This is a genomic window from Mycobacterium sp. 1423905.2 (assembly GCF_001673155.1).
In the GTDB taxonomy this organism is placed as follows: Bacteria; Actinomycetota; Actinomycetes; order Mycobacteriales; family Mycobacteriaceae; genus Mycobacterium.
This window is the reverse complement of sequence record NZ_LZLE01000325.1, coordinates 65,139-90,431: the sequence shown is the minus strand read 5'-3', so window position 1 is coordinate 90,431 and position 25,293 is coordinate 65,139. Positions and strand designations below refer to the sequence as shown.

Annotated in this window: 25 protein-coding genes and 1 tRNA gene; 16 read left to right on the top strand and 10 right to left on the bottom strand. The window is 66.7% G+C overall.

Going from position 1 to position 25,293, the window contains the following annotated elements; all coding sequences use genetic code 11:
- The coding region (gene pstS, locus A9W95_RS22295; RefSeq protein ID WP_067417877.1) for a phosphate ABC transporter substrate-binding protein PstS at positions 1-744 on the bottom strand (744 nt) is incomplete at its 3' end.
- A 355-nt stretch (positions 745-1,099) separates the two neighbouring features.
- On the opposite strand from pstS, the gene A9W95_RS22290 reads away from it, so the two are divergent.
- From A9W95_RS22290 to A9W95_RS22235, 12 genes are all read left to right on the top strand, one after another.
- Positions 1,100-1,891: an SDR family oxidoreductase gene (locus A9W95_RS22290; protein ID WP_067417874.1), complete on the top strand. Its 792-nt coding sequence runs from the start codon at positions 1,100-1,102 to the stop codon at positions 1,889-1,891.
- Positions 1,892-1,901: 10 nt separating this feature from the next.
- Complete coding sequence (locus A9W95_RS22285) at positions 1,902-2,978, top strand: diacylglycerol kinase (protein WP_067417871.1); 1,077 nt, start codon at positions 1,902-1,904, stop codon at positions 2,976-2,978.
- Between the two features lie 77 nt (positions 2,979-3,055).
- Complete coding sequence (locus A9W95_RS22280) at positions 3,056-3,769, top strand: SDR family oxidoreductase (RefSeq protein WP_067417868.1); 714 nt, start codon at positions 3,056-3,058, stop codon at positions 3,767-3,769.
- 260 nt (positions 3,770-4,029) lie between these two features.
- Entirely contained in the window at positions 4,030-5,256 is a 1,227-nt protein-coding gene (locus A9W95_RS22275) for an Nramp family divalent metal transporter (RefSeq protein WP_067417865.1), read from the top strand.
- Between the two features lie 102 nt (positions 5,257-5,358).
- Positions 5,359-6,438: a poly-gamma-glutamate hydrolase family protein gene (locus tag A9W95_RS22270; RefSeq protein ID WP_067417862.1), complete on the top strand. Its 1,080-nt coding sequence runs from the start codon at positions 5,359-5,361 to the stop codon at positions 6,436-6,438.
- Between the two features lie 12 nt (positions 6,439-6,450).
- Positions 6,451-7,269, top strand: a complete 819-nt coding sequence (locus tag A9W95_RS22265) for an LLM class F420-dependent oxidoreductase (protein WP_067417859.1) — start codon at positions 6,451-6,453, stop codon at positions 7,267-7,269.
- 29 nt (positions 7,270-7,298) lie between these two features.
- Positions 7,299-7,374: transfer RNA gene (locus A9W95_RS22260), tRNA-Arg, on the top strand.
- A 78-nt stretch (positions 7,375-7,452) separates the two neighbouring features.
- Positions 7,453-8,418 carry a Rieske 2Fe-2S domain-containing protein gene (locus A9W95_RS22255; protein WP_067417856.1) on the top strand — a complete coding sequence of 322 codons (966 nt, stop codon included), beginning with the start codon at positions 7,453-7,455 and terminating at the stop codon, positions 8,416-8,418.
- On the top strand, positions 8,415-9,206 hold the full coding sequence (locus A9W95_RS22250) for a DUF3298 domain-containing protein (protein WP_216638190.1): 792 nt from the start codon (positions 8,415-8,417) through the stop codon (positions 9,204-9,206). The genes A9W95_RS22255 and A9W95_RS22250 overlap by 4 nt, the downstream gene beginning before the upstream one ends.
- Before the next feature lie 264 nt (positions 9,207-9,470).
- Entirely contained in the window at positions 9,471-10,697 is a 1,227-nt protein-coding gene (locus A9W95_RS22245) for an acetyl-CoA acetyltransferase (RefSeq protein WP_067417854.1), read from the top strand.
- A gap of 4 nt (positions 10,698-10,701) precedes the next feature.
- Positions 10,702-12,216: a carotenoid oxygenase family protein gene (locus A9W95_RS22240; RefSeq protein WP_067417852.1), complete on the top strand. Its 1,515-nt coding sequence runs from the start codon at positions 10,702-10,704 to the stop codon at positions 12,214-12,216.
- Between the two features lie 79 nt (positions 12,217-12,295).
- Positions 12,296-12,766, top strand: a complete 471-nt coding sequence (locus A9W95_RS22235) for a VOC family protein (RefSeq protein ID WP_156746345.1) — start codon at positions 12,296-12,298, stop codon at positions 12,764-12,766.
- 4 nt (positions 12,767-12,770) lie between these two features.
- Here the strand turns inward: A9W95_RS22235 and A9W95_RS22230 are convergent, their stop codons facing one another.
- Complete coding sequence (locus tag A9W95_RS22230) at positions 12,771-13,199, bottom strand: hypothetical protein (protein ID WP_067417846.1); 429 nt, start codon at positions 13,197-13,199, stop codon at positions 12,771-12,773.
- 83 nt (positions 13,200-13,282) lie between these two features.
- Here A9W95_RS22230 and A9W95_RS22225 point away from each other — a divergent pair, with 83 nt between their 5' ends.
- Positions 13,283-13,726 carry a cupin domain-containing protein gene (locus tag A9W95_RS22225; protein ID WP_067417843.1) on the top strand — a complete coding sequence of 148 codons (444 nt, stop codon included), beginning with the start codon at positions 13,283-13,285 and terminating at the stop codon, positions 13,724-13,726.
- Here the strand turns inward: A9W95_RS22225 and A9W95_RS22220 are convergent.
- The 7 genes from A9W95_RS22220 to A9W95_RS22190 form a co-directional block, all read right to left on the bottom strand.
- The gene (locus A9W95_RS22220) at positions 13,723-14,499 is read right to left on the bottom strand and encodes a VOC family protein (RefSeq protein ID WP_067417929.1); all 777 of its coding nucleotides are present in this window, start codon (positions 14,497-14,499) and stop codon (positions 13,723-13,725) included. The two genes, A9W95_RS22225 and A9W95_RS22220, sit on opposite strands and share 4 nt — an antisense overlap.
- A gap of 77 nt (positions 14,500-14,576) precedes the next feature.
- Positions 14,577-15,032: an SRPBCC family protein gene (locus A9W95_RS22215; RefSeq protein WP_067417840.1), complete on the bottom strand. Its 456-nt coding sequence runs from the start codon at positions 15,030-15,032 to the stop codon at positions 14,577-14,579.
- Positions 15,033-15,036: 4 nt separating this feature from the next.
- A complete protein-coding gene (locus tag A9W95_RS22210; RefSeq protein WP_067417837.1) occupies positions 15,037-15,216 on the bottom strand; it encodes an antitoxin in 180 nt (59 codons plus the stop codon).
- Positions 15,217-15,291: 75 nt separating this feature from the next.
- On the bottom strand, positions 15,292-17,661 hold the full coding sequence (locus A9W95_RS22205) for an HAD-IC family P-type ATPase (protein ID WP_067417834.1): 2,370 nt from the start codon (positions 17,659-17,661) through the stop codon (positions 15,292-15,294).
- Complete coding sequence (locus A9W95_RS22200; protein ID WP_067417831.1) at positions 17,658-19,241, bottom strand: serine hydrolase; 1,584 nt, start codon at positions 19,239-19,241, stop codon at positions 17,658-17,660. Before A9W95_RS22200 ends, A9W95_RS22205 begins: the two co-directional genes overlap by 4 nt.
- Positions 19,242-19,272: 31 nt before the next feature.
- Complete coding sequence (locus A9W95_RS22195; protein ID WP_067417828.1) at positions 19,273-20,385, bottom strand: MBL fold metallo-hydrolase; 1,113 nt, start codon at positions 20,383-20,385, stop codon at positions 19,273-19,275.
- Between the two features lie 4 nt (positions 20,386-20,389).
- Positions 20,390-21,121, bottom strand: coding sequence for an enoyl-CoA hydratase (locus A9W95_RS22190; protein ID WP_067417826.1), 732 nt, complete (start codon positions 21,119-21,121; stop codon positions 20,390-20,392).
- Positions 21,122-21,148: 27 nt separating this feature from the next.
- On the opposite strand from A9W95_RS22190, the gene A9W95_RS22185 reads away from it, so the two are divergent.
- Positions 21,149-22,630 carry a carboxyl transferase domain-containing protein gene (locus A9W95_RS22185; RefSeq protein WP_067417823.1) on the top strand — a complete coding sequence of 494 codons (1,482 nt, stop codon included), beginning with the start codon at positions 21,149-21,151 and terminating at the stop codon, positions 22,628-22,630.
- Here the strand turns inward: A9W95_RS22185 and A9W95_RS22180 are convergent.
- Positions 22,597-23,178: a TetR/AcrR family transcriptional regulator gene (locus A9W95_RS22180; protein ID WP_067417820.1), complete on the bottom strand. Its 582-nt coding sequence runs from the start codon at positions 23,176-23,178 to the stop codon at positions 22,597-22,599. The two genes, A9W95_RS22185 and A9W95_RS22180, sit on opposite strands and share 34 nt — an antisense overlap.
- Positions 23,179-23,280: 102 nt before the next feature.
- Between A9W95_RS22180 and A9W95_RS22175 the strand changes: the two genes are divergently transcribed.
- Both A9W95_RS22175 and prrA read left to right on the top strand, forming a co-directional pair.
- Complete coding sequence (locus tag A9W95_RS22175; RefSeq protein WP_067417818.1) at positions 23,281-24,420, top strand: FAD-dependent monooxygenase; 1,140 nt, start codon at positions 23,281-23,283, stop codon at positions 24,418-24,420.
- Positions 24,421-24,577: 157 nt separating this feature from the next.
- Complete coding sequence (prrA, locus tag A9W95_RS22170; RefSeq protein WP_116645677.1) at positions 24,578-25,288, top strand: two-component system response regulator PrrA; 711 nt, start codon at positions 24,578-24,580, stop codon at positions 25,286-25,288.
- Positions 25,289-25,293: the final 5 nt, after the last annotated feature.

The following is a 25,293-nucleotide window of genomic DNA, read 5'->3' as shown; positions in this document are numbered from 1 at the left end:
CCACTCGTTGTAGGTGATCGACCCTTCGGTGTTCTTGATGGCCGCCGAGGTGCCGTCGTTGCCCTTCGCGCCCTCGCCGATACCGCCCTTGAACGCCTTTCCGGCGCCCTTGCCCCACGCACCGTCGGAGGCGGCATCCAGGTAACGCTGGAAGTTGTCGGTGGTCCCGGACTCGTCGCTGCGGAACACGACGTGGATCGGTGTTGCGGGCAGGTTGGTGCCCGCGTTGATGCCCTGAATCGCCGGGTCGTTCCAGGTGGTGATGGCACCGTTGAAGATCTTGGCCAGCGTGGGACCGTCCAGGTTCAGCGATGTGACGCCGTTGATGTTGTAGGTGACCGCGATCGGGCCGAACACCACCGGCAGGTTCCAGGCCGGGGCGCCGCCGCAGCGCTGCTGGGCAGCGCCGGCCTCGGCCTGGCTCAGCGGTGAGTCAGAACCACCGAAATCGGTTTGATTGCCGTTGAATTCGCTGATGCCCGCACCGGAGCCGTTGCCGGTGTAATTCAACGTTTGTCCCGGGCAGGCTTGTTCAAATGCTTTGACGAAGCGAGTCATGGCGTTTGCCTGGGCCGTCGACCCGCTGGCTTTGAGCGTCTTTTTGCCGCCGCAACTGACGTTGCCAGAGGACTGTCCGCTCGACGCGCCGCCCCCGCTTGCGTTGTTGTCACTGCCGCATCCCGACAACACCAGCGCACTGGAAGCCAGAACGCCGAGCGCGGCGCCAAATCGGTTGAGTTTCAATTCAGTTCCTAACGGTAGAGATGAAACACCCACGCCGCCACCCGCGGGCGGCGGGCCCGCCAAACTTTCGTTTTCTTCCCAGCCCTCTGGCTAGATTAACAACAAGTAACCTCCGATGAAACAGTTGCTGCTGCACTTCTCGGCCCGCTGCGGGCGGTCACTTTCGACAACTGCCGAGCATTCAAACAGATCTTGGCTCCCACATATAGGGGGACCTGGTGCTGACCGGGTGAACTCGGCGGGTCAGTTACATTTCACGCCGCGTATGCCAAACTAGAACCTGTTACAGAAATGCCCACCCTCCGAGACGGCGGGGTTCGTCGCGGTCTCGGCCGATAACTGAAACGAGGCCTACGTGATCCTCGACAGGTTCCGCCTCGACGACCAGGTCGCCGTCATCACCGGCGCGGGACGCGGCCTGGGGGCCGCGATCGCTCTGGCTTTTGCCGAGGCAGGTGCCGATGTCGTCATCGCTTCGCGCACCCAGGCTCAGCTGGAAGAGGTCGCTGAACAGGTACGCGCGGCCGGCCGTCGCGCCCACGTCATCGCCGCCGATCTTGCGCATCCCGAGTCGACGGCCGACCTCGCCGGTCAGGCGGTCGAGGCCTTCGGCAGACTAGACGTCGTCGTCAACAACGTCGGCGGCACCATGCCCAACACCTTGTTGACCACCTCGACCAAAGACCTCAAGGACGCGTTCACCTTCAACGTCGCCACCGCACACGCGCTCACCGTGGCCGCGGTGCCCTTGATGCTCGAGCACTCCGGCGGGGGCAGCATCATCAACATCACCTCGACGATGGGCCGACTCGCCGGCCGAGGATTCGCCGCCTACGGCACCGCCAAGGCGGCGCTGTCGCACTACACCCGGTTGACCGCACTGGATCTGTGCCCGCGGATCAGGGTGAACGCTATCGCCCCAGGATCGATCCTGACTTCCGCGCTCGACGTGGTGGCGTCCAACGACGACCTGCGTGCGCCGATGGAGAAGGCCACCCCGCTGCGCCGCCTCGGCGACCCCGTCGATATCGCCGCTGCCGCAGTGTATTTGGCCTCGCCCGCCGGAAGCTTCTTAACTGGCAAGACCCTGGAGGTCGACGGCGGCCTCACCTTCCCGAATCTGGACATACCCGTCCCCGATCTGTGAGGAGCCAGCAATGGCCATACCCGTCGTGCAACTCGGCACCGGCAACGTAGGCATCCACTCGCTGCGAGCGCTCATCAGCAACCCTGACTTTGAGCTCACGGGCGTGTGGGTGTCGTCGGAGGCCAAGGCCGGCAAGGATGCCGCCGAATTGGCCGGGCTCAGCGCGCCCACGGGCGTGCTGGCCAGCACCGACCTGGACGCCGTGCTGGCCACCGGACCACAGTGCGCGGTGTACAACGCGCTGGCCGACAACCGACTGCCGGAGGCGTTGGAAGACTACCGCCGCGTCCTGGCCGCGGGAATCAACGTCGTCGGCAGTGGCCCGGTGTTCCTGCAGTATCCGTGGCAGGTGATCCCCGAGGAGATGATCAAGCCGCTGGAAGACGCTGCCCGGGAGGGCAATTCGAGCTTGTATGTCAACGGGATCGATCCGGGTTTCGCCAACGACCTGCTGCCCCTGGCGTTGGCCGGCACGTGCCAGAGCATCGAGCAAGTGCGCTGCATGGAGATCGTGGACTACGCGACCTACGACAGTGCCGCAGTCATGTTCGACGTGATGGGCTTCGGTAAGCCGATGGACGATGTGCCGATGTTGCTGCAGCCGGGAGTGTTGAGCTTGGCGTGGGGATCGGTGGTACGCCAACTCGCGGCGGGCCTGGGCCTGACCCTCGACAAGGTCACCGACAACTTCGTTCGGGTGCCCGCACCCGAGTCGTTCGACATCGCCGCCGGGCATATTCCCGAGGGCAGCGCCGCGGCACTGCGCTTCGAGGTACAGGGATGGGTCGAGGGCCGGCCCGCCGTCGTGTTGGAGCACGTCACCCGGTTGCGCGAAGACCTGTGTCCGGACTGGCCACAACCCGCCCAGCCGGGAGGTTCGTACCGGGTGGAGATAACCGGTGAACCCTCCTACGCCATGGACATCTGCCTGAGCAGCCGCCGGGGTGACCACAACCATGCCGGTTTGGTCGCCACCGCCATGCGGGTCGTGAACGCCATTCCCGCGGTGGTCGCCGCCGAACCCGGCATTCGGACCACGCTCGAACTGCCATTGGTGACCGGGCGGGGCCTCTACCACGCCGGTTAACGGGTGTGTCGCTATCTGTGCGATAGACGGCCGATGCCCAATGCCCCGTGACGGTTCGTCCGCTCGACACTGGAGGCATGACGAAGCGACGAATCCTGATCACGGGAGCATCGAAGGGTATCGGTCGTGCGGTCGCCGACCGACTCGCCGCTGCCGGCCACGAACCGATTGGACTGGCCCGCTCGGCACCGGCGGACTTCCCCGGCCCGTTCTATCCGGTAGACCTCGCCGACCGGGCGGCGACCGCCGAAACGCTGGCCACGATCGTCGACGAGGGGCGAGTGGATGCGGCGGTGAACAATGTCGGTTTTGCTCGGTTCGGCCGCATCGGGTCAATCGACCTCGACGATCTGTTCCTGACCTATGACATGAACGTGCGCACGGCGGTGCAGGTGGTACAGGCGGTGCTGCCGGGCATGGTCGCAGCAGGCTGGGGCCGCATCGTCAACGTCTCCAGCCTGACCACCCTGGGCACCGCGGAGCGCACCCCGTACGCCGCCGCCAAGGCGGCACTCGAGACGTGCACGCGCATCTGGGCCGGTGAGCTCGCGGCCACCGGTGTGACCGTCAACGCCGTCGCACCGGGCCCGATCGAGACGGAGATGTACCGGCAGCGCAGCCCGGCCGGCTCCGAACGCGAAGCGCGCATGCTCGCGGGCATTCCGATGCGCCGGGTCGGGACGCCCGCGGAGATCGCCCATGTGATCTGCCTGCTGTTAGACGACGACGCCGGCTACCTCACCGGTCAGATCATTCGCGTCGACGGCGGCGGCAGTATCAGCGCCGCGTAGCGGGGGGTTAACCCTCGTCAATCGGGTATTAGTCACAGGCGCCCCAAGGAGGGACCCCAAGGAGAAAATTGTGTGGCATTTGTCCGCATTCTGGCGACAACGCTGGCTGTCGCGAGGAGGCGGGCAAAAAGCGCAACATTCGGCCGAGAGACCGGTGTGAACAACTGGGGGCGTTGTGGCGTCCGCACCGGTGGCCGATGCCCTACGGTTTCGGCTACCCTCACTTTTCGATTCGATGACTCGGATAAGGAAAGGGCGAGTTGGCGCAGGACACCCAGACCGGGCGGAACGCGAGCTGGTATCTGCTCGGCCCCGCGTTCGTAGCGGCGATCGCCTACGTCGACCCCGGCAACGTCGCGGCCAACGTCAGTTCCGGCACCCAATTCGGGTACCTGCTGCTGTGGGTGATCGTCGCGGCCAACGTGATGGCAGGTCTGGTCCAGTACTTGTCCGCCAAGCTCGGCTTGGTGACCGGCCACTCCTTGCCCGAGGCGATTGGACAGCGAATGGGCCGCCCGGCCCGCCTGGCCTACTGGGCCCAAGCCGAAATCGTCGCCATGTCGACCGATGTGGCCGAGGTGATCGGCGGCGCCATCGCGCTACGAATTCTGTTCCACTTACCACTGCCGGTCGGCGGAATCGTCACCGGCTTTGTGTCGATGCTGCTGCTGTCGGTGCAGGACCGTCGCGGCCAACGCCTCTTCGAACGCGTCATCACCGGCTTGTTGCTGGTGATTGCCGTCGGCTTCACCGCCAGCTTCTTTGTCGCCACTCCTCCCCCGGATGCCGTTCTCGGCGGCCTCGTCCCTCGGTTCGACGGAAGCGAGAGCGTCCTGTTGGCGGCGGCGATCCTGGGCGCCACCGTCATGCCGCACGCGGTGTACTTGCACTCCGGCCTGGCCCGCGACCGCCACGGACAACCCGCCCCCGGCCCACTGCGGCGACGGCTGCTGAATGTCACCCGCTGGGACGTGGGCCTGGCGATGGTGATGGCCGGCGGGGTCAATGCCGCCATGCTGCTGGTGGCGGCGCTGCACATGCGGGGCCGCGGCGACGTCGCCTCGATCGAAGGCGCGTATGCCGCCGTGCACGACACCTTGGGCGCGACCATCGCGATTCTGTTCGCCGTCGGCTTGCTGGCGTCGGGCTTGGCATCCTCCTCGGTGGGTGCTTATGCCGGGGCCATGATCATGCAGGGGTTGCTGCACTGGTCGGTGCCGATGGTGGTGCGCCGCCTGGTCACGTTGATTCCGGCCGTGTTGCTGTTGACCCTGGGGTTCGATCCCACCCGCACTCTGGTGCTCTCGCAGGTGGTGTTGTCCTTCGGGATACCGTTCGCGGTGTTGCCGCTGGTGCGGCTCACCAGCAATCCCGACGTCATGGGCAGCGACACCAACCATCGCGCCACCACGGCCATTGGCTGGGTGGTGGCGGTGGTGATCAGCCTGCTCAACGCCGTGCTCATCTATCTCACCGTCGCCGGCTAGTCTGGCGCGCGGCAAAGCGGGTACGGCAGGATGGCAGTGTTGTCGTCGTCCAGTGCGCGGGGAGTCAGCTTGCTGCAGAACAATTCGCGCCGGCGAGCCTGAATGCCGGCGCGCCGGCACGCCTACTTCGCGTATGGGTCCAACCTATGTGCGCAGCAGATGGCGAAGCGTTGTCCCGACGCCGGTGATCCGCGTCGGGCGGTGCTCCCCGATCACGACTGGCTGATCAACGAGCGCGGCGTGGCCACCGTCGAACCGTTCGCCGGCAGCCAAGTACACGGGGTGCTGTGGCAGCTTTCCGACCAAGACCTGACCAAGCTGGACAGCGCCGAAGGGGTGCCGGTGCGTTACCGGCGCGACCGATTGACCGTCCGCACCGATGACGGGCCGTCCCCAGCCTGGGTGTATATCGATCCTCGCGTGACTCCTGGGCCGCCCCGGCCCAACTATTTGCCGCGGGTGATCGACGGGGCCGTCCAGCATGGGCTACCGCAACGTTGGATCGACTATCTGCACCGCTGGGACCCGTCCCGTTGGCCCGGTCAGCAGTCGCGGTCGACTTCCCCCGCTGCGCCACAATCACTTTCGGCGCTCTTGCAGGAACCGGGCGTGGTCGAGGAAAGCCAATTGCGTTCCCGCTTCGGATTTCTGGCGATCCATGGCGGCGGTCTGGAACAGATGACCGACGTCATCGCCAAGTGCGCGGCCGACGCGACGGATGCCAGCCTGTACCTGGTGCGCCACCCCGACCAGTACCCGCATCATCTCCCGTCCGCGCGCTTCGACCCCGCCGAGTCCGCAAAGCTCGCAACATTCCTCGACCACGTCGACGTGGTCGTCTCACTGCACGGATACGGTCGAATCGGGCGCAGCACACAGCTGTTGGCGGGTGGCCGCAACCGCGCGCTGGCCACCCACGTGGCCCGACACATCGAGCTGACCGGCTATCAGGTGGTCACGGATCTGGAGGCCATCCCGCCGGAACTGCGCGGCCTGCATCCCGACAATCCGGTCAATCGGGTGCGTGGCGGCGGAACACAGCTGGAATTGCCCGTTCGAGTCAGGGGGCTGAGTCCGCGCAGTCCTTTACCCGGGGCCGACGGCTTGTCGCCCGTCACCGCCGATCTGGTGCGGGGTTTGGTGGCCGCCGCCCGGGCATGGCAAATCTCATCGGATAGCTAACGGAGGTCATTGGTGGTCAAGGATTTTCGCTTCAGTCTGAGTGTCCGCTACTTCAAGTCCCGCCAGGCGCTGGTGGACATCGCGAAGCGAGCAGAGGATGTTGGCTTCGACATCCTCTGTGTTCCGGATCATTTGGGGGCGGCGGCACCGTTTCCCACGCTGACTGCGGTGGCCATGGTCACCGAAAGGCTACGGCTGAGCATGTATGTGCTCAATGCCGCCTTCTACAAGCCGGCGCTGCTGAGCCGAGACATCGCCGCGCTGGAAATGCTGAGTGAGGATCGCTTGGAGGTCGGCTTGGGAGCCGGATACGTCCGCGAGGAGTTCGAGGCCGCCGAGCTGCCGTATCCCAGCGCCGGGGCACGCGTCGACTACCTCGAACACATGACCACCTATCTGCGTGAGCATCACCCACGGTTGCCGCTGATGATCGCCGGCAACGGCGACCGGCTGTTGACGCTGGCCGCCCGTCTCGCCGACACCGTCGGGCTCACCGGCGCTCGCGTCCGCGATGTCGACGACCCGTTGGCCGAGCGAATCGATTTCGTCCGCAACGCGGCGGGTGACCGGTTCGACGCGCTCGAACTCGACCTGGTGATCACTGCGGTGCCCCGGCCCGGGGAAGGCCTGCCCGACTTGTCGTTGACGCGCCGCAATGCACCCGACCTGTCCGAGGAGGAGCTGCTGGCCATGCCCTCGGTGCTGAGCGGATCCCCCCGCGACATGGCCGACAAGCTGGCCGGGTTCCGGGAGAAGTACGGGGTGACCCACTTCACTGTGCAGGACAACCACATCGACAACTTCGCCAAAGTGATCGCCGAACTGCGCTGAGCCCTCGCCCCGGTAAGCTCAGCCCGTCCGCCCTCGTAGCTCAGGGGATAGAGCACGGCTCTCCTAAAGCCGGTGTCGCAGGTTCGAATCCTGCCGGGGGCACCACGGGCTGTGTGACGGCGGCGACCGCCAACCCTTACCTTGCTATGATTGGTAAATTAGCGCCTTTGGAGAGGTGGCGCCATGCCAGCACGTCGGTTCCCTTTCGCGGACTACCCGAAAGGGTGGTTCCAGGTGGCCTACAGTTACGAGGTCAACGAGGGTGACGTCGTCGGGCTGCACTACTTCGGCCGACGACTGGTGTGCTACCGCGGCTCCTCGGGCACCGCGCACGTGCTGGACGCGTACTGCCCCCACTTGGGCGCCGACATCAGCGTCGGCGGCTCGGTGCGTGATGACTGTGTCGTGTGCCCTTTTCACGGTTGGACGTTCGACGGCCACGGCGCCAACGTCGACATCCCATACACCAAGCGTCCCAACCCCACTGCCAAGCTGCGGTCCTGGCCCACAGTAGAGCGCGCCGGCATCATCTTCGTCTGGCACTCCCCGCGCGGGGACCCCCCGGAATGGGAGCTGCCCAAGATTCCCGAAAGCGACGACGCCGCCTTCACTTTCTACGCTCCGGACGACGCCCGGTGGACCTTCCGCTCGCACCCCCAGGAGGTCTTCGAAAACACAGTCGACATCGCGCATTTCGCGACGGTTCACGGCGTATCGGCCTTCGGCGCGCTCGACGTCGAGAAGGACGGGCATCTGTTCCGCGCGGTGGCCGAGGTGAACTTCGAAACGCCCCGAGGACCGGTGTCCGGGGCAGTGGACTCCGAATTATTCGGGATGGGAGTCGATGTGGTGCGCCACCGCGGACTGGGCCGGTCGTGCACCATCCTGACCGTCACTCCGATCGACGGCGAGTACGTCGAAGCCCGCTATACCTTCTTCGTCGCTGTTGATCCTGACACTGGTGAGATGACTCGCATGGGAAAGGGATTCGCGCGAGACTTTTGCAAACAGATCGAGCAGGACATCCCGATCTGGGAGAACAAGATTTACCGCGACCGCCCCAAGCTGGCACAAGGCGAAGGGGCAATCATGGAATTCCGCACTTGGGCCCAACAGTCCTACGACGCCGACGCAACGGCCGCACTTTGATCGCACGGGACCTCGCCGTCGTGGTTGCGGTCGTGGCCGCGTTGGCCAGCGCGTGTGGGTCGGCGCCGCAGCACACGTCGACCACGACGCCAACGTCTGCGCCGACCACCTCGGCAGCGACCACAACTACCGAGGCGCAGCCCGACTCCGGCGTCGCCAACGGCCAGACTTACCGCGTCGCAACGGCATCGATCACCGGGACCAGCGATGACCACCGCGGCCGGTGGAACGCTCGGTACGGCCAACTTTCCGGGGGCGATCCCGCCGTCGCCGACGCGTTCAACCAGGCCAGCACCGCGTCGGCGCGCGACCAACTCGACCACGCTCGCACCGACGCCGCACCCGACCGGGAGTGGTCCTTCGAGTCGACGCCGACCGTCACGTTTCGCGCGGCCGCCGTCACCCAACTGATCACCGGTGTGTACTCGGCCAAACAGGCCGCGCACCCGACGAACTATGTGAGCACCGTCGTCATCGACAGCCGCACCGCCAAACCGATCACCCTCGGCGACCTGTTCACCGACGAGCAACGCGGCCTGAACCGCCTCTCCGAACAGACCAAAACGATCTTTCCCCAAACCTATGGCGGCGATCACACCCCGATGCCCGACGAGCCGGGAAATCAGCCAGTCGCGGCCAACTTCGCCAACTGGATCCCGACGTCGGCCGGCATGGAACTGCATTTCGGTGACTACCAATTCGGGCACGGGCTGCCGGTCATCACGGTGCCGTGGCGGGCGCTCAGCGACGTCCTGGCGCCAAATATGTTGGCACTCACCCACGACTAACCGCCAGTTGATGGTTGGCACCTGACACAAGTTTCGTTGCGGCACGTCAAGCGCACCACGGGTCCTCGGGATGCCGACCGCGCAGGAGAAATGTTTGTTCCGTGCCAATGGCGGTAATGATCAAGCGGAGGTGGGCGTATCGGCCGGCCTATACGTCCACTCAGGTCCCGTCGGTTCAGCCCGAGAGCCGACGGGACCGCCTATATCTGGCCGGTTCCGCAACTCCGCCGGAGCGGGTTGCCGCAGCGGAGTACCGTGCCGCGTATGGACGGCGCGGCTGGCGTATGGATTCTCGGCGGCTACCAGAGCGATTTCGCCCGCAACCTCGCCAGAGAGGACCGCGATTTCGCCGGTCTGACCGAGGAAGTGGTCACCGGGACGCTGAGCGCGGCCCGGGTGGACGCCGCCCAGGTGGAAGTCGTCCATGTGGCCAACGCCTTCGGCGAAATGTTCGCCCGGCAGGGCCACTTGGGCGCCATGCCGGCCACCGTGTGCGAGGGCCTATGGGACACTCCGGCCTCGCGGCACGAAGCGGCGTGCGCCTCGGGTAGCGTCGCAATCCTGGCCGCAATCGCTGATCTGCGCTCGGGTGCCTACGACTGCGCGCTGGTCGTCGGCGTCGAACTGGAAAAAACCGTCCCGGGTGACGTTGCCGCCCAACATCTGGGCGCGGCGGCGTGGACCGGGCATGAAGGGGCGCACGCGCGATACCTGTGGCCGTCGATGTTCTCTCAGGTGGCCGACGAATACGACCAACGCTACGGCCTGGACGACACCCACCTGAGGGCCATCGCACAGCTCAACTTCGCCAATGCCCGCCGCAACCCCAACGCGCAAACCCGCGGCTGGACCGTCCCCGACCCCATCACCGACGACGACGCGACCAATCCCGTCACGGAAGGCAGGCTGCGCAGGTTCGACTGCAGTCAGATGACCGACGGCGGGGCCGGGGTGGTTCTGGTCAACGACGCGTATTTGCGGGCGCACCCGCGGGCGCGCGCGGTAGGCCGCATCGACGGCTGGGGACACCGCACCGTCGGGCTCGGCTTGGAGCAGAAGCTGAACCGCTCCGCTGACGACCCATATGTGCTGCCGCACGTACGGGCGGCGGTCTTGGACGCGCTACGCCGGGCGCGGCTGAGCCTGGACGGGGTTGACGGGTTCGAGGTGCACGACTGCTTCACCCCCAGCGAATACCTGGCCATCGACCACATCGGCCTGACCGGGCCGGGCGAATCGTGGAAGGCCATCGAGAACGGCGAAATCGAGATCGGCGGCCGGTTGCCGATCAACCCCAGCGGCGGGTTGATCGGGGGCGGACATCCGGTGGGTGCGTCCGGTGTGCGCATGCTGCTCGACGCGGCCAAGCAAGTCAGCGGCGACGCCGGTGAATACCAAGTCGAGGGCGCCCGGACCTTCGCGACGCTGAACTTCGGCGGCAGCACCGCCACCACGGTCAGTTTCGTGGTCGCCACAACCGAAGGCCGGTGAGCGGATGGACGTCGAGATCGTCGGCAAGTTCCTGTCCACGCTGCCCGAAGACGACGACCATCCCTACCGGACCGGTCCGTGGCGGCCGCAAACCACCGAGTGGGACGCCGACGACCTCACCGTCGTGGCCGGTGACATCCCGCGCGACTTGGACGGCATCTACCTGCGCAACACCGAGAACCCGCTGCACCCCGCGTTGAAGACTTACCACCCCTTCGACGGCGACGGTATGCTGCACGTGGTCGGATTCCGCGACGGGAAAGCGTTTTATCGCAACCGGTTTGTCCGCACCGACGGATTTCTGGCCGAAAACGACGCCGGCCAGCCGTTATGGCCCGGCCTGGCCGAACCGGTGCAGCTCGCCAGACGCGACAAGGGTTGGGGCGCAAGAACTGTGATGAAGGATGCGTCGAGCACCGACGTCGTCGTCCACCGTGGCATCGCCTTGACCAGTTTCTACCAGTGCGGCGACCTCTATCGCCTGGACCCGTACTCGGCCAACACACTGGGCAAGGAAAGTTGGAACGGCCACTTCCCCACCGACTGGGGTGTCTCAGCACATCCCAAGGTGGACAACACAACTGGTGAGCTGTTGTTCTTCAGCTACAGCAAGCAAGAGCCGTACCTGCGCTACGGCGTCGTCGACGATAACAACGACCTCGCTCATTACGTCGACATCCCACTCCCTGGCCCGCGACTGCCGCACGACATGGCGTTCACCGCAAACTACGCCATCCTCAACGACTTTCCGTTGTTCTGGGATCCGCGTCTGCTGGAACACGACGTGCATCTGCCGCGGTTCTACCCCGACCTGCCGTCGCGGTTCGCGGTGATTCCGCGGCGCGGGTCGACCGCCGACATCCGCTGGTTCGAGGCCGACCCGACGTTCGTGCTGCACTTCACCAACGCCTATGAGGACGGCGACGAGATCGTCCTCGACGGCTTCTTCGAAGCCGACCCCCAGCCGCTGGACACCGGTGGCGGCAAGTGGGACAAGCTTTTCCGGTTCCTGGCGTTGGACCGACTGCAAGCTCGGCTGCATCGCTGGCGGCTCAACCTGGTCACCGGCGCGGTGAAAGAAGAACCGCTGTCGGATTCCATCACCGAATTCGGGACCATCAACGCCGATTACGCCGCCCGCTCCTACCGCTACGCCTATGCCGCCACCGGCAAGCCGGGGTGGTTCTTGTTCGACGGCTTGGTCAAGCACGACCTGCGCACCGGAGTCCAGGAGCACTACGCATTGGGCGACGGCGTGTACGGCAGCGAAACCGCAATGGCTCCGCGGGTGGGCGGCAGCGCCGAAGACGACGGGTATCTGGTCACCCTGACCACCGACATGAATGACGACGCCTCCTACTGCCTGGTCTTCGATGCGGCCCGGCTGCTCGACGGCCCGGTATGCAAACTGCGTCTGCCCGAACGTATTTCGTCAGGCACGCATTCGGCCTGGGTGGCCGGTGCCGAGCTGCGCCGCTGGCACAGCGCGGACACCGCGGCGGGCGCGGTCGGACTGTGAGGCTCACCGAGCCGGTAAATATGCAGGGAAAGTACGAGTAGCGGACTGCCAAAATACAGGCCGGGTGATGGGAGATGAGATGCGACGGCGGACAACACAGTGGCCCGAGCAACTGGCGCCCATCGGCGCCATCCGCTTCGCCCGCCGCTCCGCCAACTTCGCCGAAACGGTGCGGTTCTACCGCGAATTGGTCGGGCTGCCCCTCTATGAGACGTTCGAGGAAAGCTACGGTAGCAACGGCGCCATCTTCGGCCTGCCCAGCTCCAACTTGACCATGGAGATCGTCGAGGCGGTCGAGCCCGTCGCGGTGGATCACCACGAGCAACTGTGCCTGTACTTCCCCGACGAGCGGGCTCAACAGGCCGCGACGGCGCGGCTACGCGAGGCGGCGGCTCAACCCGTGTCGCAGCATCCCTATTGGGAGGCGTTGGGCGCCGTCACCTATCGCGACCCCGACGGCCGCGAAGTGGTGTTCGCCCCGTTCGTGTACGGCGAGAGCGAACCCAGCCACGGCGCCGACTCCGGGAAGCACGAGTTTCCGTCGGCCTGAACCGTCAGCGACGACCACCGGCCAGCGCCGCGGTCAACGCCCACAGCGAGCACACCAGCGCGCACCCGGCACTGGCGGCGCCGACATAGAGCCCGTACTCGGCCAAGACGGGTGGCTTGACGTTGACCCGGTAGTACCACACCGTCAGCGCGCCGATGAGCAGCGAAACCACCAGCGCCGCAACCGAAGAAAGCTTGACCGACAACCCGCGGCCCACCATTGCGCCGGCCACGATCAGCGACGAGGACAGCAAGACGATGAGCTGACCAGCACCGAAGCCGCGGGGTAACACCAGACTGCCGTGGGTGCCTCCGATGGCGTTGGCCCAACCGCCGCCGTTGACCTGCGTCGTCAGCCAGGGCAGCCAGGTGCTGACGGCCAACACCAGGGCGCAGCAGGCCACCAACCAGCCGGGGCGCAAGCGGCGACTCATAGGTGCGAGGTTAATAGGGTGGTGCGGCTGCGTGCGCTCGGCACGCGCAGCAGCGAGCAGTCCGATCGAGAGGTGGAGCAGCGATGGCCGAACTCCCCGAGTGGGCACGCGGGCTGGATCTGGCTCCGCATCCCGAAGGCGGCTGGTTCCGCCGGACGTGGAGCAGCGATCTGATCGTCGAGCGGGCCGGCTTGCCGCCCGGCTATCCCGGCCAGCGCCATGCCGCCTCGGCGATCTTGCACCTACTGATGCCGGGTGAACGATCGGCATGGCACAGCGTGCGCGGTCAGGAGTTGTGGCTGCACCATCGCGGCAGTCCGGTGCTGCTCGAGACCCGGGCCGAAAAGCACGACGCCACAACCCATGTGCTGGGCGGTGACATCCTCGCCGGCGAACGGCCGCAAATCTTGGTGCCGGCCGGCCACTGGCAGCGCGCCCGACCGCGTGACGAGGCGCCCAGCCTGGTCAGTTGTGTCGTGGTGCCCGGTTTCGACGACGACGACTTCGTGCTCGACCCGGACGGCTAGCCCTGCTGCAGCGACGACAGGTTGAAGACGACGCCCGTGGGGTCGCTGGCCGCGGCCAGACGCCCATATGGGGTGTCCTCGGCGCCACGCAGCACAGCGCCGCCGTGGTCGGTGATCAACTGCAGCGCCTTGTCCACGTCGTGGGCACCGAAGAAGATGCTCCACTGTGATGGCGTCTTCGCACCGAGCATTGCCGCTCCGTCCATCACGCCGAGCAACTGTTCGTCGCCGAATGAAGCTGTGGTGTAACGAAACTCGTCGGTGTCGCCCACCTGCTCGGTGCGCCAGTCGAACACCGCGCGGTAGAAGTCGACGGCGGCGCGGTAATCGCTGGTGGTCAGTTGGTGCCACACCGGTGCGCCGGCCTCACCGATGATCTCGTAACCGCGGTGTTCCAGCGGCTGCCACATGCCGAAATCTGCGCCCGAGGGATCGGTGGCCACGGCCATGAAGCCCTTGGCCGGGATCTCCATCGGGGCGACGCACTGCGCCCCTCCGGCCGGGCCGACCTTGGCGAACGTCGCATCGATGTCGTCCGTGCGGAAATAGGTGGCCCACCGGTCGGGGTATCCGAACTCCGGCCGGTTGGCCATCAGCCCGGCGACGGGGTGCCCGTCCTTGGCGGCGTTCACGTAGCCGCCGTATTCAGGTCCGGCGGACTCGAAGGCCCACCCGAAGACGGTGCCGTAGAAGTCTTGGGCGCGGTCGATGTCCGATGTCGTCAGGTCGATCCAGCAAGGAGCGCCCAGCGGCGCGCGGGTACGGATGGGCACGATGACCTCCTCGTGTAGTCGGCTCCCCAAGCGGGGTTCAGCTATACCGACTGGCCACGGGGGCCAAACTCATCGCCTCACACCGACGGCTTGCGCTCCGAACCGGCGAAAACCGCCAGGAAGTTCTGCATCGACTCCCGGATGTCGGTCTTCAGCGCCGCCGCCACCACCATGCCGATGGGACCGAACAGCGCCGGACCGCCGAGGTGCACGTCGAAGCTGACCACCGAACCGTCGCCCTTCGGGGCCACCTTGGCCATCAGCTTGACCTTCACCCCGCCGACCCCGTCGCCGTTGAGCGTCATGCCTTCCGGCGGCTTGTATCGCACCACCGTCCACTTGATGCGGTTGGGCATGCCTTTGACTTCGACGTAGGACTCGACCACCGTGCCCTTGTCGATGGTGTCGGGCAGCGGACTGCGCCACACCTTATGGATGGTCAGCCACTCCTTGTAGCGGGACAGGTCGGAGGCGTGCTGCCACGCCTCCTCCGGCGGCAGTGGGACGTCGATGGATCCAGAAAGTTTCGCCATGTGCTCAGCTCTGCTGTTCGCCGGTGTCGACGACTTTCCTGGCTTGTTCCTGCACCTTGTGGATGGTGTCGGTGTACTTGCCTTGAGTCTTTTCGTCGACGAACTCGCCGGCTTTGCTGATTGCGGTCTCGACCTTGTCGGCGTTTTGGGCCAGCAGGTCTTTGGCCTTGTCCACGAATCCCATGCGGGTACCGTCCTTCCCCCGGGCTCGGCCTGTCCATAACGAGCCCTTGTGCTGGTGAAACCTTACTAAGCGGCGCTAGTCGCGCCACAACCGCGGTTGAACGCCCAGCATCCTCGCCCGGATCCACCAGGTGGCCTCGATCATGGCCGCCCCGAGCACCCCGATCCCCAACGCGGTCGAGGTGACGGTCAGATTCGACGGGTCCAGGAAGAACTTCTCCCGGGCCAGCGGCAGGGAGAAGATCAGCAGGTAGGCCAGCGCTGAGGCGGCGACCAGGCCCAGCCGCCACCACTGGTAGGGCCGGGCCACCACCGCGAGCACCCACAACGCTGTCATCAGCAAAGTGATCAGCGCCGCCGTCGAGGCTTGGTCCTGCTCCGCCCAAGTCGCGTGGCGGCCGTGGTAGGCCGTCAGGTAGGAGATGAACGTGGCGACGCCGACGATCAGTCCGGACGGCAGGGCTGAGGTCAGCACCCGCCGCACGAAGCCCGGGTAGGCGCGCTCGTTGTTGGGGGCCAGCGACAGGATGAACGACGGGATGCCGATAGTGAACCAGGCGGCGATGGTGACGTGGATGGGCTGGAACGGGTAGAGCAGCGGATCGGCGCCCAACGGCTTGGCCAGTAAGCATTCCAAGCCCACCAGCAGCGCCAACAGCGCTGAATAGACCGTCTTGGTGAGGAACAGGTTGGCGACGCGCTCGATGTTGCCGATGACCCGCCTCCCCTCACCGACGACATACGGCAGTGTGGCGAACTTGTTGTCCAGCAACACGATCTGCGCCACCGCTCGCGACGCCGGGCTGCCCGCGCCCATGGCGACACCGATGTCGGCGTCCTTGAGAGCCAGCACGTCGTTCACGCCGTCGCCGGTCATGGCGACGTTGTGGCCATGTGATTGCAGCGCGTGCACGATGGCCCGTTTCTGGTCCGGCCGGACCCGGCCGAAGGTGGTGTAGGAATCCAGCGCGTCGGCCAGTTCGGGTGGGCCCGTGGGCAATTGGCGAGCGTCCATGGTGTGTCCGTGCAGACCGAGTTTGTCGGCGACCGCACCGACCGACACCGCGTTGTCGCCGGAGATCACCTTGACCGAAACACCTTGTGCGGCGAAATATTCGATGGTGTCGCGGGCGTCGGGACGCACTTTCTGCTCGAGGACCACCAGCGCGACCGGGGTGAGGTTGCCGGGCGCGTCGGGATGGTCCACGGCCAGATCGCTTGCGCCCAGCAGCAGTACCCGCAGGCCCTGTCGCCCGATTTCATCGGCCTGTTCGGCGGCGGCGGAGTCGGGGTCGAGCAGTACATCGGGTGCGCCGATGACCCAGTTGCCGTGGGCACCGAACGACACACCGCTCCACTTGGTCGCGGACTTGAATGGCCGGGTGGCAGTGGGGGTCCAACCGGGCGGCGAGTCGTAGGCTTCGGCGATGGCTCGCATGCTGGCGTTGGGGCGGGTGTCCGCGGCGGCCAGCGCGGCGAGGGCGTCGGCCGCCTGAACGTCGGACTGCAGTGGCTGGATGTCGGCGACCCGCATGCCGCTTTCGGTCAAGGTGCCCGTCTTGTCCGCGCACACCACGTCGACCCGGGCCAACCCCTCGATGGCCGGCAATTCCTGGACCAGGCAGCGGCGTTGACCGAGGCGGATGACCCCGACCGCGAACGCGATCGAGGTCATCAACACCAGACCTTCGGGCACCATCGGCACCAGCGCGCCGACCATGCGCAGCACCGAGTCTCGCCAGCCCGCTTTGGTGGTGAACAGCTGGGTGTAGATGGTGAGCAGACCAGCGGGGATCAACAGGTAGGTGACGAACTGCAGAATTCTGTTGATGCCGTTGCGCAGTTCGGATTTCACCAAGGTGAACTTGGCGGCCTCGGCGGCGAGCTGGGCCGCATAAGCCTGGCCGCCCACCTTGGTGGCGCGGTAGGCGCCGGTCCCCGCGACCACGAAACTGCCCGACATCACCGGATCACCGGCGTCTTTGGCGATCGGGTCGGCCTCCCCGGTCAACAGGGACTCGTCCACCTCTAGGTTCTCTTCCTCGACGACCTCGCCGTCGACGACGATTTGATCGCCCGGCCCGAGTTCGATGATGTCGTCGAGCACAACCTCGTCGGGCGACAACAGCTGCACGCCGGATTGCCTGCGCACCATGGGCTTTGCTTGGCCGACGATCGCCAGCTTGTCCAGGGTTTGTTTGGCCCGGATTTCCTGGACCATGCCGATGATGCTGTTGGCGATGATGAGTAAGCCGAACAGCCCGTTGATGACCGAGCCCGTGACCAGCACGATGATCAGCAGCACACCGAGGATGGCGTTGATTCGGGTGAAGACGTTGGCCCGGACGATATGCGCGATGCTGCGGGTGGCGCGGTCGGGGACGTTGTTGGTCTTGCCCTCCGAAACCCGTTGCGCCACCTGCGCATCGGTCAGCCCGGTAGTCATCGGGTGAAGGTCCCGAGCTTGTTGTCGTCGTAGTATTCGAGGTTCAGCGTGGCGCCGGAGAATACGGCTTGGGAGATTGTTCCCGGCGGGGCGTTCTCGGTGGACAAGCCGAAGGTGAACGTGTCACCGTCCCAGTGGGTCAGATCGACCGTGAAGTTCTTCGGACCCAGCGCCAATTGCAGTCGGCCATCATGATCGGTGACGGTGGCCGGGCCCCAGTAGTCGTTGGCGTAGACGCCGACGTAGTCGGCAAGAGGGCGCGCCGGCGCGGGATTCGCCGGGGGCTGCTTGCCGACCAGCGCGCCCTGTGGCGCGCTCATCGCGGCGAACGCATTCTTGTACAGCGTCGCCCAGTCCTCTCGGACCTGCCCGTACTGCACGAGGTCCATGAAGTCGGCCGTCAGCGTCTCCGGTACCCCGACGGGGGCGGCGTTGGTCAGCGCGATGATGGCCAGGTCTGCGGACGGCAAGACCACGAAGTTCGTTGCCGCACCGAGCTCGAACGCGCCGGAGTGGCTGTACTGGGTGCGTCCCGAGGAGGTGACCGACACGTCGAAGCCGTGTCCGTAGAAGCCGGCGCGGTCCTTCGGCGTCTTCGGCGGGCTGGACACGATCTGCGGGGTGTAGGCGGGCAACAGTGCTTCCGGCGACGCGATCCGCTGACCGTTGTAGGTGCCGTTGGCCGACACCATGGTCAGCCAGCGCGCCATGTCGTTGATCGACGAGCTGACCCCACCGGCGGGTGACTGGGCGTCGGGATCACGTTGGAAGCGTGCCTCCCACTTGTCGCCGACTTTGACATGGTTGACGGCGTGATTGGGCCTGGCGATGAAGTCGGCGAATCTCGAACTGGTCGACGCCATGCCCATCGGCCGATAGAGCACCTCGTCGGAGAGGTCCTCCCATGATTTGCCGGCCGCGGCGGCAACCGCCTCGGCCGCCGCAGTCACGCCGAAGTTGGTGTAGGCGTAAGTGATTCGAAACGGCGCCAGGGGAAGCAGCTTGAGGCTGCCCAACACCTGCTGGCGGTCGTAGCCCAGGTCCTCCAACGGGTCACCGGCGTGGTCGGGCAGCCCGGAGCGGTGCGAATAGAGGTCGGCGACGGTGACATGACTGGTGACGTAGGGGTCGCTGAGCGCGAACGAGGGCAGCTTGGCGGCAACGGGGGTGTCCCAGGTAATGGCCTTATCGGTCACCTGATGGGCGATCACGCTGGCGCCGACCGACTTGGACAGCGATGCCAACTGGAAGACGGTGTCTGGGTCGACCTTGTTGCCCGCGGCGTCGCCTTTGGCGACGTCCTTGACTCCAAACCCTTTGGCGTACACGGTCTTTCCACCATGGACGACGGCGACGGCCATGCCGGGGATGCCGCTGTTCTTCATCAGGTCAGCGACGAGGCCGTCGACCTTGGCGATGGCGTCGTTGATGCGGCTTTCCGGGATGTCCACCGCTGACACTTCACCGGGTGGAAGTGTCGACGACGACGCCGGCGGGTTGGCAACCGGTCGCGCCGGATTGCAACCCACGAGGGCCAGCACGAGGGCCACGATGGCGGCTTTGGCCGCACGTTTGGTCATGGCCCGCACACTAGCCTGGCGCGCTACGGATTCAGAGCCGCCACCACGGGTGGAATCGCAGCGGCCCGGTCGGGTCGATCCGCTGCCCGGGCATGGGCACGGCCACCTGAACACCGGCGGGCTCGGCCGCTTCGAGCACCCGCTCGATCGGCTCGGCCCAGGGGTGCGGGGCCAGCCGGAAGGTGCCCCAGTGCACCGGCACCAGGAGGCCGCCGTCGGTGACATCCAGGTGGGCGCGAACCGCCTCTTCGGGATTCATGTGAATGTCCGGCCAGGCCGTGTTGTAGGCGCCGACCGGCATCAGGGTCACATCGAACGGACCGTGGTCGGCGCCAATCTCGGCGAAGCTCTTGGTATAGCCGGTGTCGCCGCCGAAGTAGGCGCGATGGCTGGGCCCGACGAACGCCCACGATGCCCACAAGGTGTTGTTGCGGCTCAGGAACCGGCCGGAAAAGTGCCGCGCCGGCACACAGACGATGGTCAGCTCGTGCAGCGTGCCGCTCTGGTTCCAGTCGAGCTCGACGATCCGGTGTTCGGGCACGCCCCAGGCGCGCAGGTGCGCGCCTACCCCGAGCGGCACGAAGAACGGGGCCCGTTGCGTGCGAACCAACGCGGCGACAGTGTCGATGTCGAGATGGTCGTAGTGGTCATGGCTGATGACCACCGCGTCGATGGCCGGCAGGCCTTCCAGTTGGACCGGGGGCGGATGCAGCCGTTGCGGGCCGACGATGTCCGACGGCGAGCATCGGTTGCTCCACACCGGGTCGGTCAGGATGCGGTAACCGTCGATCTCCAGCAGCGCCGTGGAATGGCCGAACCAGCTGACCGCCAGCGGGGTCGGCTCGCCCTGGTAGATCTCCGGGGCGGCCAGCGGAATCGGTGCCGCCGGCCGGCTGGCGCCCCGGGAACCCATGAACTCCCACGCGATCAGCCGCAGCTGCTCAGCGTCCATGTTGATCATCGACGCCGGTTCGACGTTTTCGAAGACACCGTCGTGGTAATTGGGCGACCCCTCCGAAACCGCCCGGATGGCCGTCGGGTCAGCGCCCAGCGCCGACGGCGTACCGTGCAGCGCCCGCAATACCCAGCTGCCGGCCGCCAAGGAGGCCGTGCCGGCCGCCAGTCGGAGCGCTCGGCGCGTCATAGTCTTATGCCCCCTGGAATCGCGGCGGTCGCTTCTCGATGCGGGCGACCTGTGCCTCGATAACATCCTGGCTGCCCCAGGCCTTGTCGAAAAGCTCTTTGTGCACCGGCCAGGCTTCCTCGATGGAGCCGTCGTCGTTGAGCACCCGCTTGGCGTGCTGGATGGCCAGCGGGGCCAGGCCGGCAATCTCGGCGGCCCAGGCCTGCGCGTCGGCCAAGGTGCCGATCCGGTTGGCCATCCCGGTCTGCAGCGCCACCTCGGCGCTCAGCTTCTCCGCGGCCAGCAGCATTGCCCGCGCCCGGCCGTGGCCGACCAGCGAGCTCAGTCGCCGGATGCTCCAGTTGTCCAGGGCCAGCCCGTACTTCGATGTCGGGAATTGGAAGAAGGCGTCCGGTGAGACCACCCGCAGGTCACACTGCATGGCCAGCTGCAAGCCAGCGCCGATGGCCGGGCCGTTGATGGCGCCGACGATGGGAATCGGCGCCGCGTCGAGAACCTTGTGCAGCTCGACCAGCCGGTCGGGATAGTCGGCGGCGAACGCGTCGCCGCTGAGGTCCGCACCGGCGCAGAAGACGCTGCCCTGGCCGGTCAACACGATGGCGCGGATCTCCCCGTCGCCGGCCTTCAGCACGGCCTCGCGCAGGTCCTCGACCAGCTGGGAGTTCAGCGCGTTACGCCGCTCGGGCCGCTGTAACTCAATGGTCAGCACGGCTTCGGTCTGGGTGACACCGATCATGGGGGCCAGGATATATAGCCTCGTTGGGTGAGTCGTATCACGACCGATCAACTGCGCGATGCGGTGCTCGACGAGGGTTCCTTCGTCAGCTGGGATGACGAACCGCTCGCGCTGCCCATCTCGGAGTCCTATGCCTGCGAATTGGCCGACGCCCGAGCGGCCAGCGGCCTGGACGAATCGGTGCTGACCGGGGAGGGGCGGGTGTTCGGCCGCCGCGTCGCGGTGGTGGTGTGCGAATTCAGCTTCCTGGGCGGTTCGATCGGGGTGGCGGCCGCGGAACGGATCACCGCGGCGGTGCAGCGGGCCACCGCCGAACGGCTGCCGCTGCTGGCCTCGCCCAGCTCCGGTGGTACCCGCATGCAGGAGGGCACGGTCGCGTTCCTGCAGATGGTGAAGATCGCCGCGGCCGTCCGGCTGCACAAGCAGGCACACCTGCCCTACCTGGTCTATCTGCGCAACCCCACCACCGGCGGAGTATTCGCCTCCTGGGGCTCGTTGGGCCACCTCACGGTGGCCGAACCGGGCGCCCTGATCGGCTTCCTGGGCCCCCGGGTCTACCAACTGCTCTACGGCGAACCGTTCCCCGCCGGAGTCCAGACCGCGGAGAACCTGCAGCGGTACGGGGTGATCGACGGTGTGGTCGCGTTGGAGGGGCTGCGGCCGATGGTCGACCGGGCGCTGCGGGTCATCTCCGACGAACCGGACCCACCGCCCCCGCCGCAACGGCCAGAACCGGTGCCCGATGTACCCGCCTGGGACTCGGTGCTGGCCTCGCGGCGCCCCGACCGGCCTGGTGTCGGGCATCTGTTGCGGCACGGCGCCACCGACCGAGTGTTGTTGTCCGACACCAGCTTCGGCGAGGCCGCGACGACGATGCTGGCGCTGGCCAGGTTCGCCGGTCAGCCGGTGGTGGTGCTCGGGCAGCAACGTGTGGTCGGGGGAATCGTCGGGCCCGCGTCGCTACGGGAGGCCCGACGCGGCATGGCGCTGGCCGCCGAGCTACAGCTGCCGCTAGTCCTGGTGATCGACACCGCCGGCCCGGCGCTGTCGGCCGAAGCCGAGCAGGGTGGACTGGCGGGCCAGATCGCCCAGTGTTTGGCCGAATTGGTTACCCTCGACACCCCGACGGTGTCGGTATTGCTGGGCCAGGGCAGCGGCGGACCGGCACTGGCCATGGTGCCCGCCGACCGGGTGCTGGCCGCGCTGCACGGATGGTTGGCGCCGTTACCGCCGGAGGGGGCCAGCGCGATTGTCTTCCGCGACCTCGATCACGCACCGGAACTGGCTGCCGCGCAGGGCATTCGGTCAGCCGACTTGTTGCGATCGGGCATCGTCGACGCCGTGGTGCCCGAACATGGCGATGCCGCCGATGAGCCGGTCGAATTCTCACAGCGACTGGCGACCGCGATCGCCACTGAGGTGCACGCGCTGCGCGAGATGCCGGCCGCCGAACGACTTGCCGCGCGGTTGCGGCGCTATCGCCGCATCGGGTTGCCCGCCGACGCCTGAGCCCCGTCCGTGCCGAGGTAACGCTCGATGGTCGGACCCACCGACTCGACGACGTCCTCACGCGCCATGTCGGCGATCGGCGGCAGGGCAAGAACGAAGCGGCACAACGCCAGTCCGAGGATCTGGGTGGCGATCAACCCGGCGCGCCGCGGCGCCTCGGCGGCAGGCACCACAGACGCGATCAACGGTTGCAGCTGTTCGCCGAAAATCTCCCGCATCCGTTGCGCCGCAGCGGCATTGGTGGCACTGGAGCGCAGCAGGATGACCAGCGCGTCGTCGCCTTCCCAACGGTCGAAAAAATGGCGAACCAGCGACCGCCCGAGTTGACCGGGATCGACCGCGGACAGGTCGGGGAACTGCAGGTCGAAGTCCGCCGCGGCGGCGAATAACTGGTCCTTGTTGCCGTAGTAGCGCATCACCATCGCCGGATCCACCCCGGCGTCGGCGGCGATCGACCGAATGGTCGCCCCGTGGAAACCGGCCGTCCCGAACCGCTCGCGCGCCGCCGCCAGGATCGCCGCCTTGGTTTCCGCAGATGTCCGCCGCATGTCAACGATTGTAGGCCAACAAGCGTTGACAACCCGCCCCCGCAGCGCCACTCTGGAGCTATGTCAACAAGCGTTGACGTAGGCCGCAGGAAGGAGCGAGCCATGAATGACACCGAGGTACTGGTCGTCGGGGCCGGACCCACCGGCCTCACCCTGACCGCCGCCTTAATCACCCGAGGGGTGGACGCGGTGCTCGTCGACCAGCTCCCGGCCGGCGCCAACACCTCCCGCGCTGCCGCCGTCAACGCCCGCACGCTGGAAGTGCTCGAAGAACTCGACGTGTCGTGGCGACTGGTCAAAGACGGGCTGATGGCACCCCGGTTCTCGATGCGGCAACGGGAACGCATCTTGATCCCTATCGACTTCAGCGGGTTGCCGACCAAATACCCCTACACGCTGATGATCTCGCAGGCCGAGACCGAACGAATCTTGGCGCAACGGCTCAGCGAGCTCGGCGGCCGGCCCCTCCGCCCCAGAAGCGTCACTGCGCTCACCCAGCACGCAGACGGCGTCACCGCCACTTTCGATGACGGCGAAACCCTTTCTGCCAGTTACGTCGTCGGAGCCGACGGCATGCACAGTACGGTGCGCGAACACGCCGGCATCGGGTTCGCCGGCGGAGAATTCGCCGAGTCTTTCGCGCTTGCCGACGTCCGGGTCACCGGGGTGGCGCCGAGCGAGGAAGTGATCCTCTTCTATGGGCCGGACGGCTTGACGGTGCTGGCGCCCCTGCCCGACGGCGTCTTCCGCGTCGTCGCACCGGCCGCAGACGCTCCGCGCGAGCCGACCACCCCGTTCGTCCAGCAGCTGCTCGACGAACGGGGCTTCGGGCCCGGCCGCACTGTGGTCACCGAATTGCTCTGGGGATCGCGGTTCCGGATTCAACACCGCGTCGCCGACCGCTACCGAAGCGGGCGGCTGATCCTCGCCGGTGACGCCGCCCATGTGCACAGCCCGGCGGGTGGTCAAGGCATGAATCTGGGCATCACCGATGCGCTCTCGCTGGCCGACGCCCTCACCGACGTGGTGCGCGGCGGTGCCGATACGGCGCTGGACGCCTACGGCGCCACCCAGCGCGCACGCGCACAGCAGGTGCTCAGATTGACCGGGCGGCTGACCCGCATCTCGACGCTGCCCCGCCCGGTGCGCCCGATCCGCAACTCGGCGCTACGAGCGGCCGCCCACATTCCCGCCGTCCAACGCCAATTAGCCTGGCGCTTAAGCGGTTTGGTGTTCCGCTGAGCATGACCGCGCGCTCAACCGCCACCACCGCGAGCAGACGCAAAGTCGCACGAATCTCGGCAGAACAGTGCGATTTTGCGTCTGCTCGCGGGAAGGGGGGCATCAGTCGGCGGCCCAGCGGTGATCCTCCCACCGACCTCGCCCACAATCAGGCAAGATGGGCGGCATGGACACTGGTGTGAACTCACCTCGGGTCTTGGTGGTTGACGACGACTCCGATGTGCTCGCCTCACTGGAGCGCGGCTTGCGCCTGTCTGGATTCGAGGTGTCGACCGCGGTCGACGGTGCCGAGGCGCTGCGCAGCGCCACCGAGACCCGGCCCGATGCGATCGTGCTGGACATCAACATGCCGGTACTCGACGGCGTCAGCGTGGTCACGGCGCTGCGCGCGATGGACAACGACGTACCGGTCTGCGTGCTCTCGGCGCGCAGCTCGGTCGACGACCGGGTGGCCGGCTTGGAGGCCGGTGCCGACGATTATCTGGTCAAGCCCTTCGTGCTGGCCGAGCTGGTCGCCCGCGTCAAGGCGCTGCTGCGCCGCCGCGGCGCCACCGCGACGTCGTCGTCGGAGACGATCACCGTGGGGCCGCTGGAGGTCGACATCCCCGGCCGGCGGGCCCGCGTCAACGGCGTCGACGTCGACCTGACCAAGCGGGAATTCGACCTGCTCGCCGTGCTGGCCGAGCACAAGACCGCAGTGCTGTCCCGCGCTCAGCTGCTGGAACTGGTGTGGGGCTATGACTTCGCCGCCGACACCAACGTCGTCGACGTGTTCATCGGTTACCTGCGGCGCAAGCTGGAGGCCAACGGCGGGCCCCGGCTGCTGCACACCGTGCGCGGCGTCGGCTTCGTGCTGAGGATGCAGTAAGTGGC

Coding starts and splice junctions, on each gene's coding strand:
- A9W95_RS22205 (WP_067417834.1), bottom strand. CDS start 17,661: ATGACTACCGGGCTGACCGATGCGCAGGTGGCGCAACGGGTTTCGGAG.
- prrA (WP_116645677.1), top strand. CDS start 24,578: ATGGGCGGCATGGACACTGGTGTGAACTCACCTCGGGTCTTGGTGGTT.
- A9W95_RS22255 (WP_067417856.1), top strand. CDS start 7,453: ATGCCAGCACGTCGGTTCCCTTTCGCGGACTACCCGAAAGGGTGGTTC.
- A9W95_RS22175 (WP_067417818.1), top strand. CDS start 23,281: ATGAATGACACCGAGGTACTGGTCGTCGGGGCCGGACCCACCGGCCTC.
- A9W95_RS22195 (WP_067417828.1), bottom strand. CDS start 20,385: ATGACGCGCCGAGCGCTCCGACTGGCGGCCGGCACGGCCTCCTTGGCG.
- A9W95_RS22270 (WP_067417862.1), top strand. CDS start 5,359: ATGCCGGCGCGCCGGCACGCCTACTTCGCGTATGGGTCCAACCTATGT.
- A9W95_RS22230 (WP_067417846.1), bottom strand. CDS start 13,199: ATGAGTCGCCGCTTGCGCCCCGGCTGGTTGGTGGCCTGCTGCGCCCTG.
- A9W95_RS22215 (WP_067417840.1), bottom strand. CDS start 15,032: ATGGCGAAACTTTCTGGATCCATCGACGTCCCACTGCCGCCGGAGGAG.
- A9W95_RS22210 (WP_067417837.1), bottom strand. CDS start 15,216: ATGGGATTCGTGGACAAGGCCAAAGACCTGCTGGCCCAAAACGCCGAC.
- A9W95_RS22235 (WP_156746345.1), top strand. CDS start 12,296: ATGCGACGGCGGACAACACAGTGGCCCGAGCAACTGGCGCCCATCGGC.
- A9W95_RS22190 (WP_067417826.1), bottom strand. CDS start 21,121: ATGATCGGTGTCACCCAGACCGAAGCCGTGCTGACCATTGAGTTACAG.
- A9W95_RS22240 (WP_067417852.1), top strand. CDS start 10,702: ATGGACGTCGAGATCGTCGGCAAGTTCCTGTCCACGCTGCCCGAAGAC.
- A9W95_RS22285 (WP_067417871.1), top strand. CDS start 1,902: ATGGCCATACCCGTCGTGCAACTCGGCACCGGCAACGTAGGCATCCAC.
- A9W95_RS22180 (WP_067417820.1), bottom strand. CDS start 23,178: ATGCGGCGGACATCTGCGGAAACCAAGGCGGCGATCCTGGCGGCGGCG.
- A9W95_RS22280 (WP_067417868.1), top strand. CDS start 3,056: ATGACGAAGCGACGAATCCTGATCACGGGAGCATCGAAGGGTATCGGT.
- A9W95_RS22245 (WP_067417854.1), top strand. CDS start 9,471: ATGGACGGCGCGGCTGGCGTATGGATTCTCGGCGGCTACCAGAGCGAT.
- A9W95_RS22225 (WP_067417843.1), top strand. CDS start 13,283: ATGGCCGAACTCCCCGAGTGGGCACGCGGGCTGGATCTGGCTCCGCAT.
- A9W95_RS22200 (WP_067417831.1), bottom strand. CDS start 19,241: ATGACCAAACGTGCGGCCAAAGCCGCCATCGTGGCCCTCGTGCTGGCC.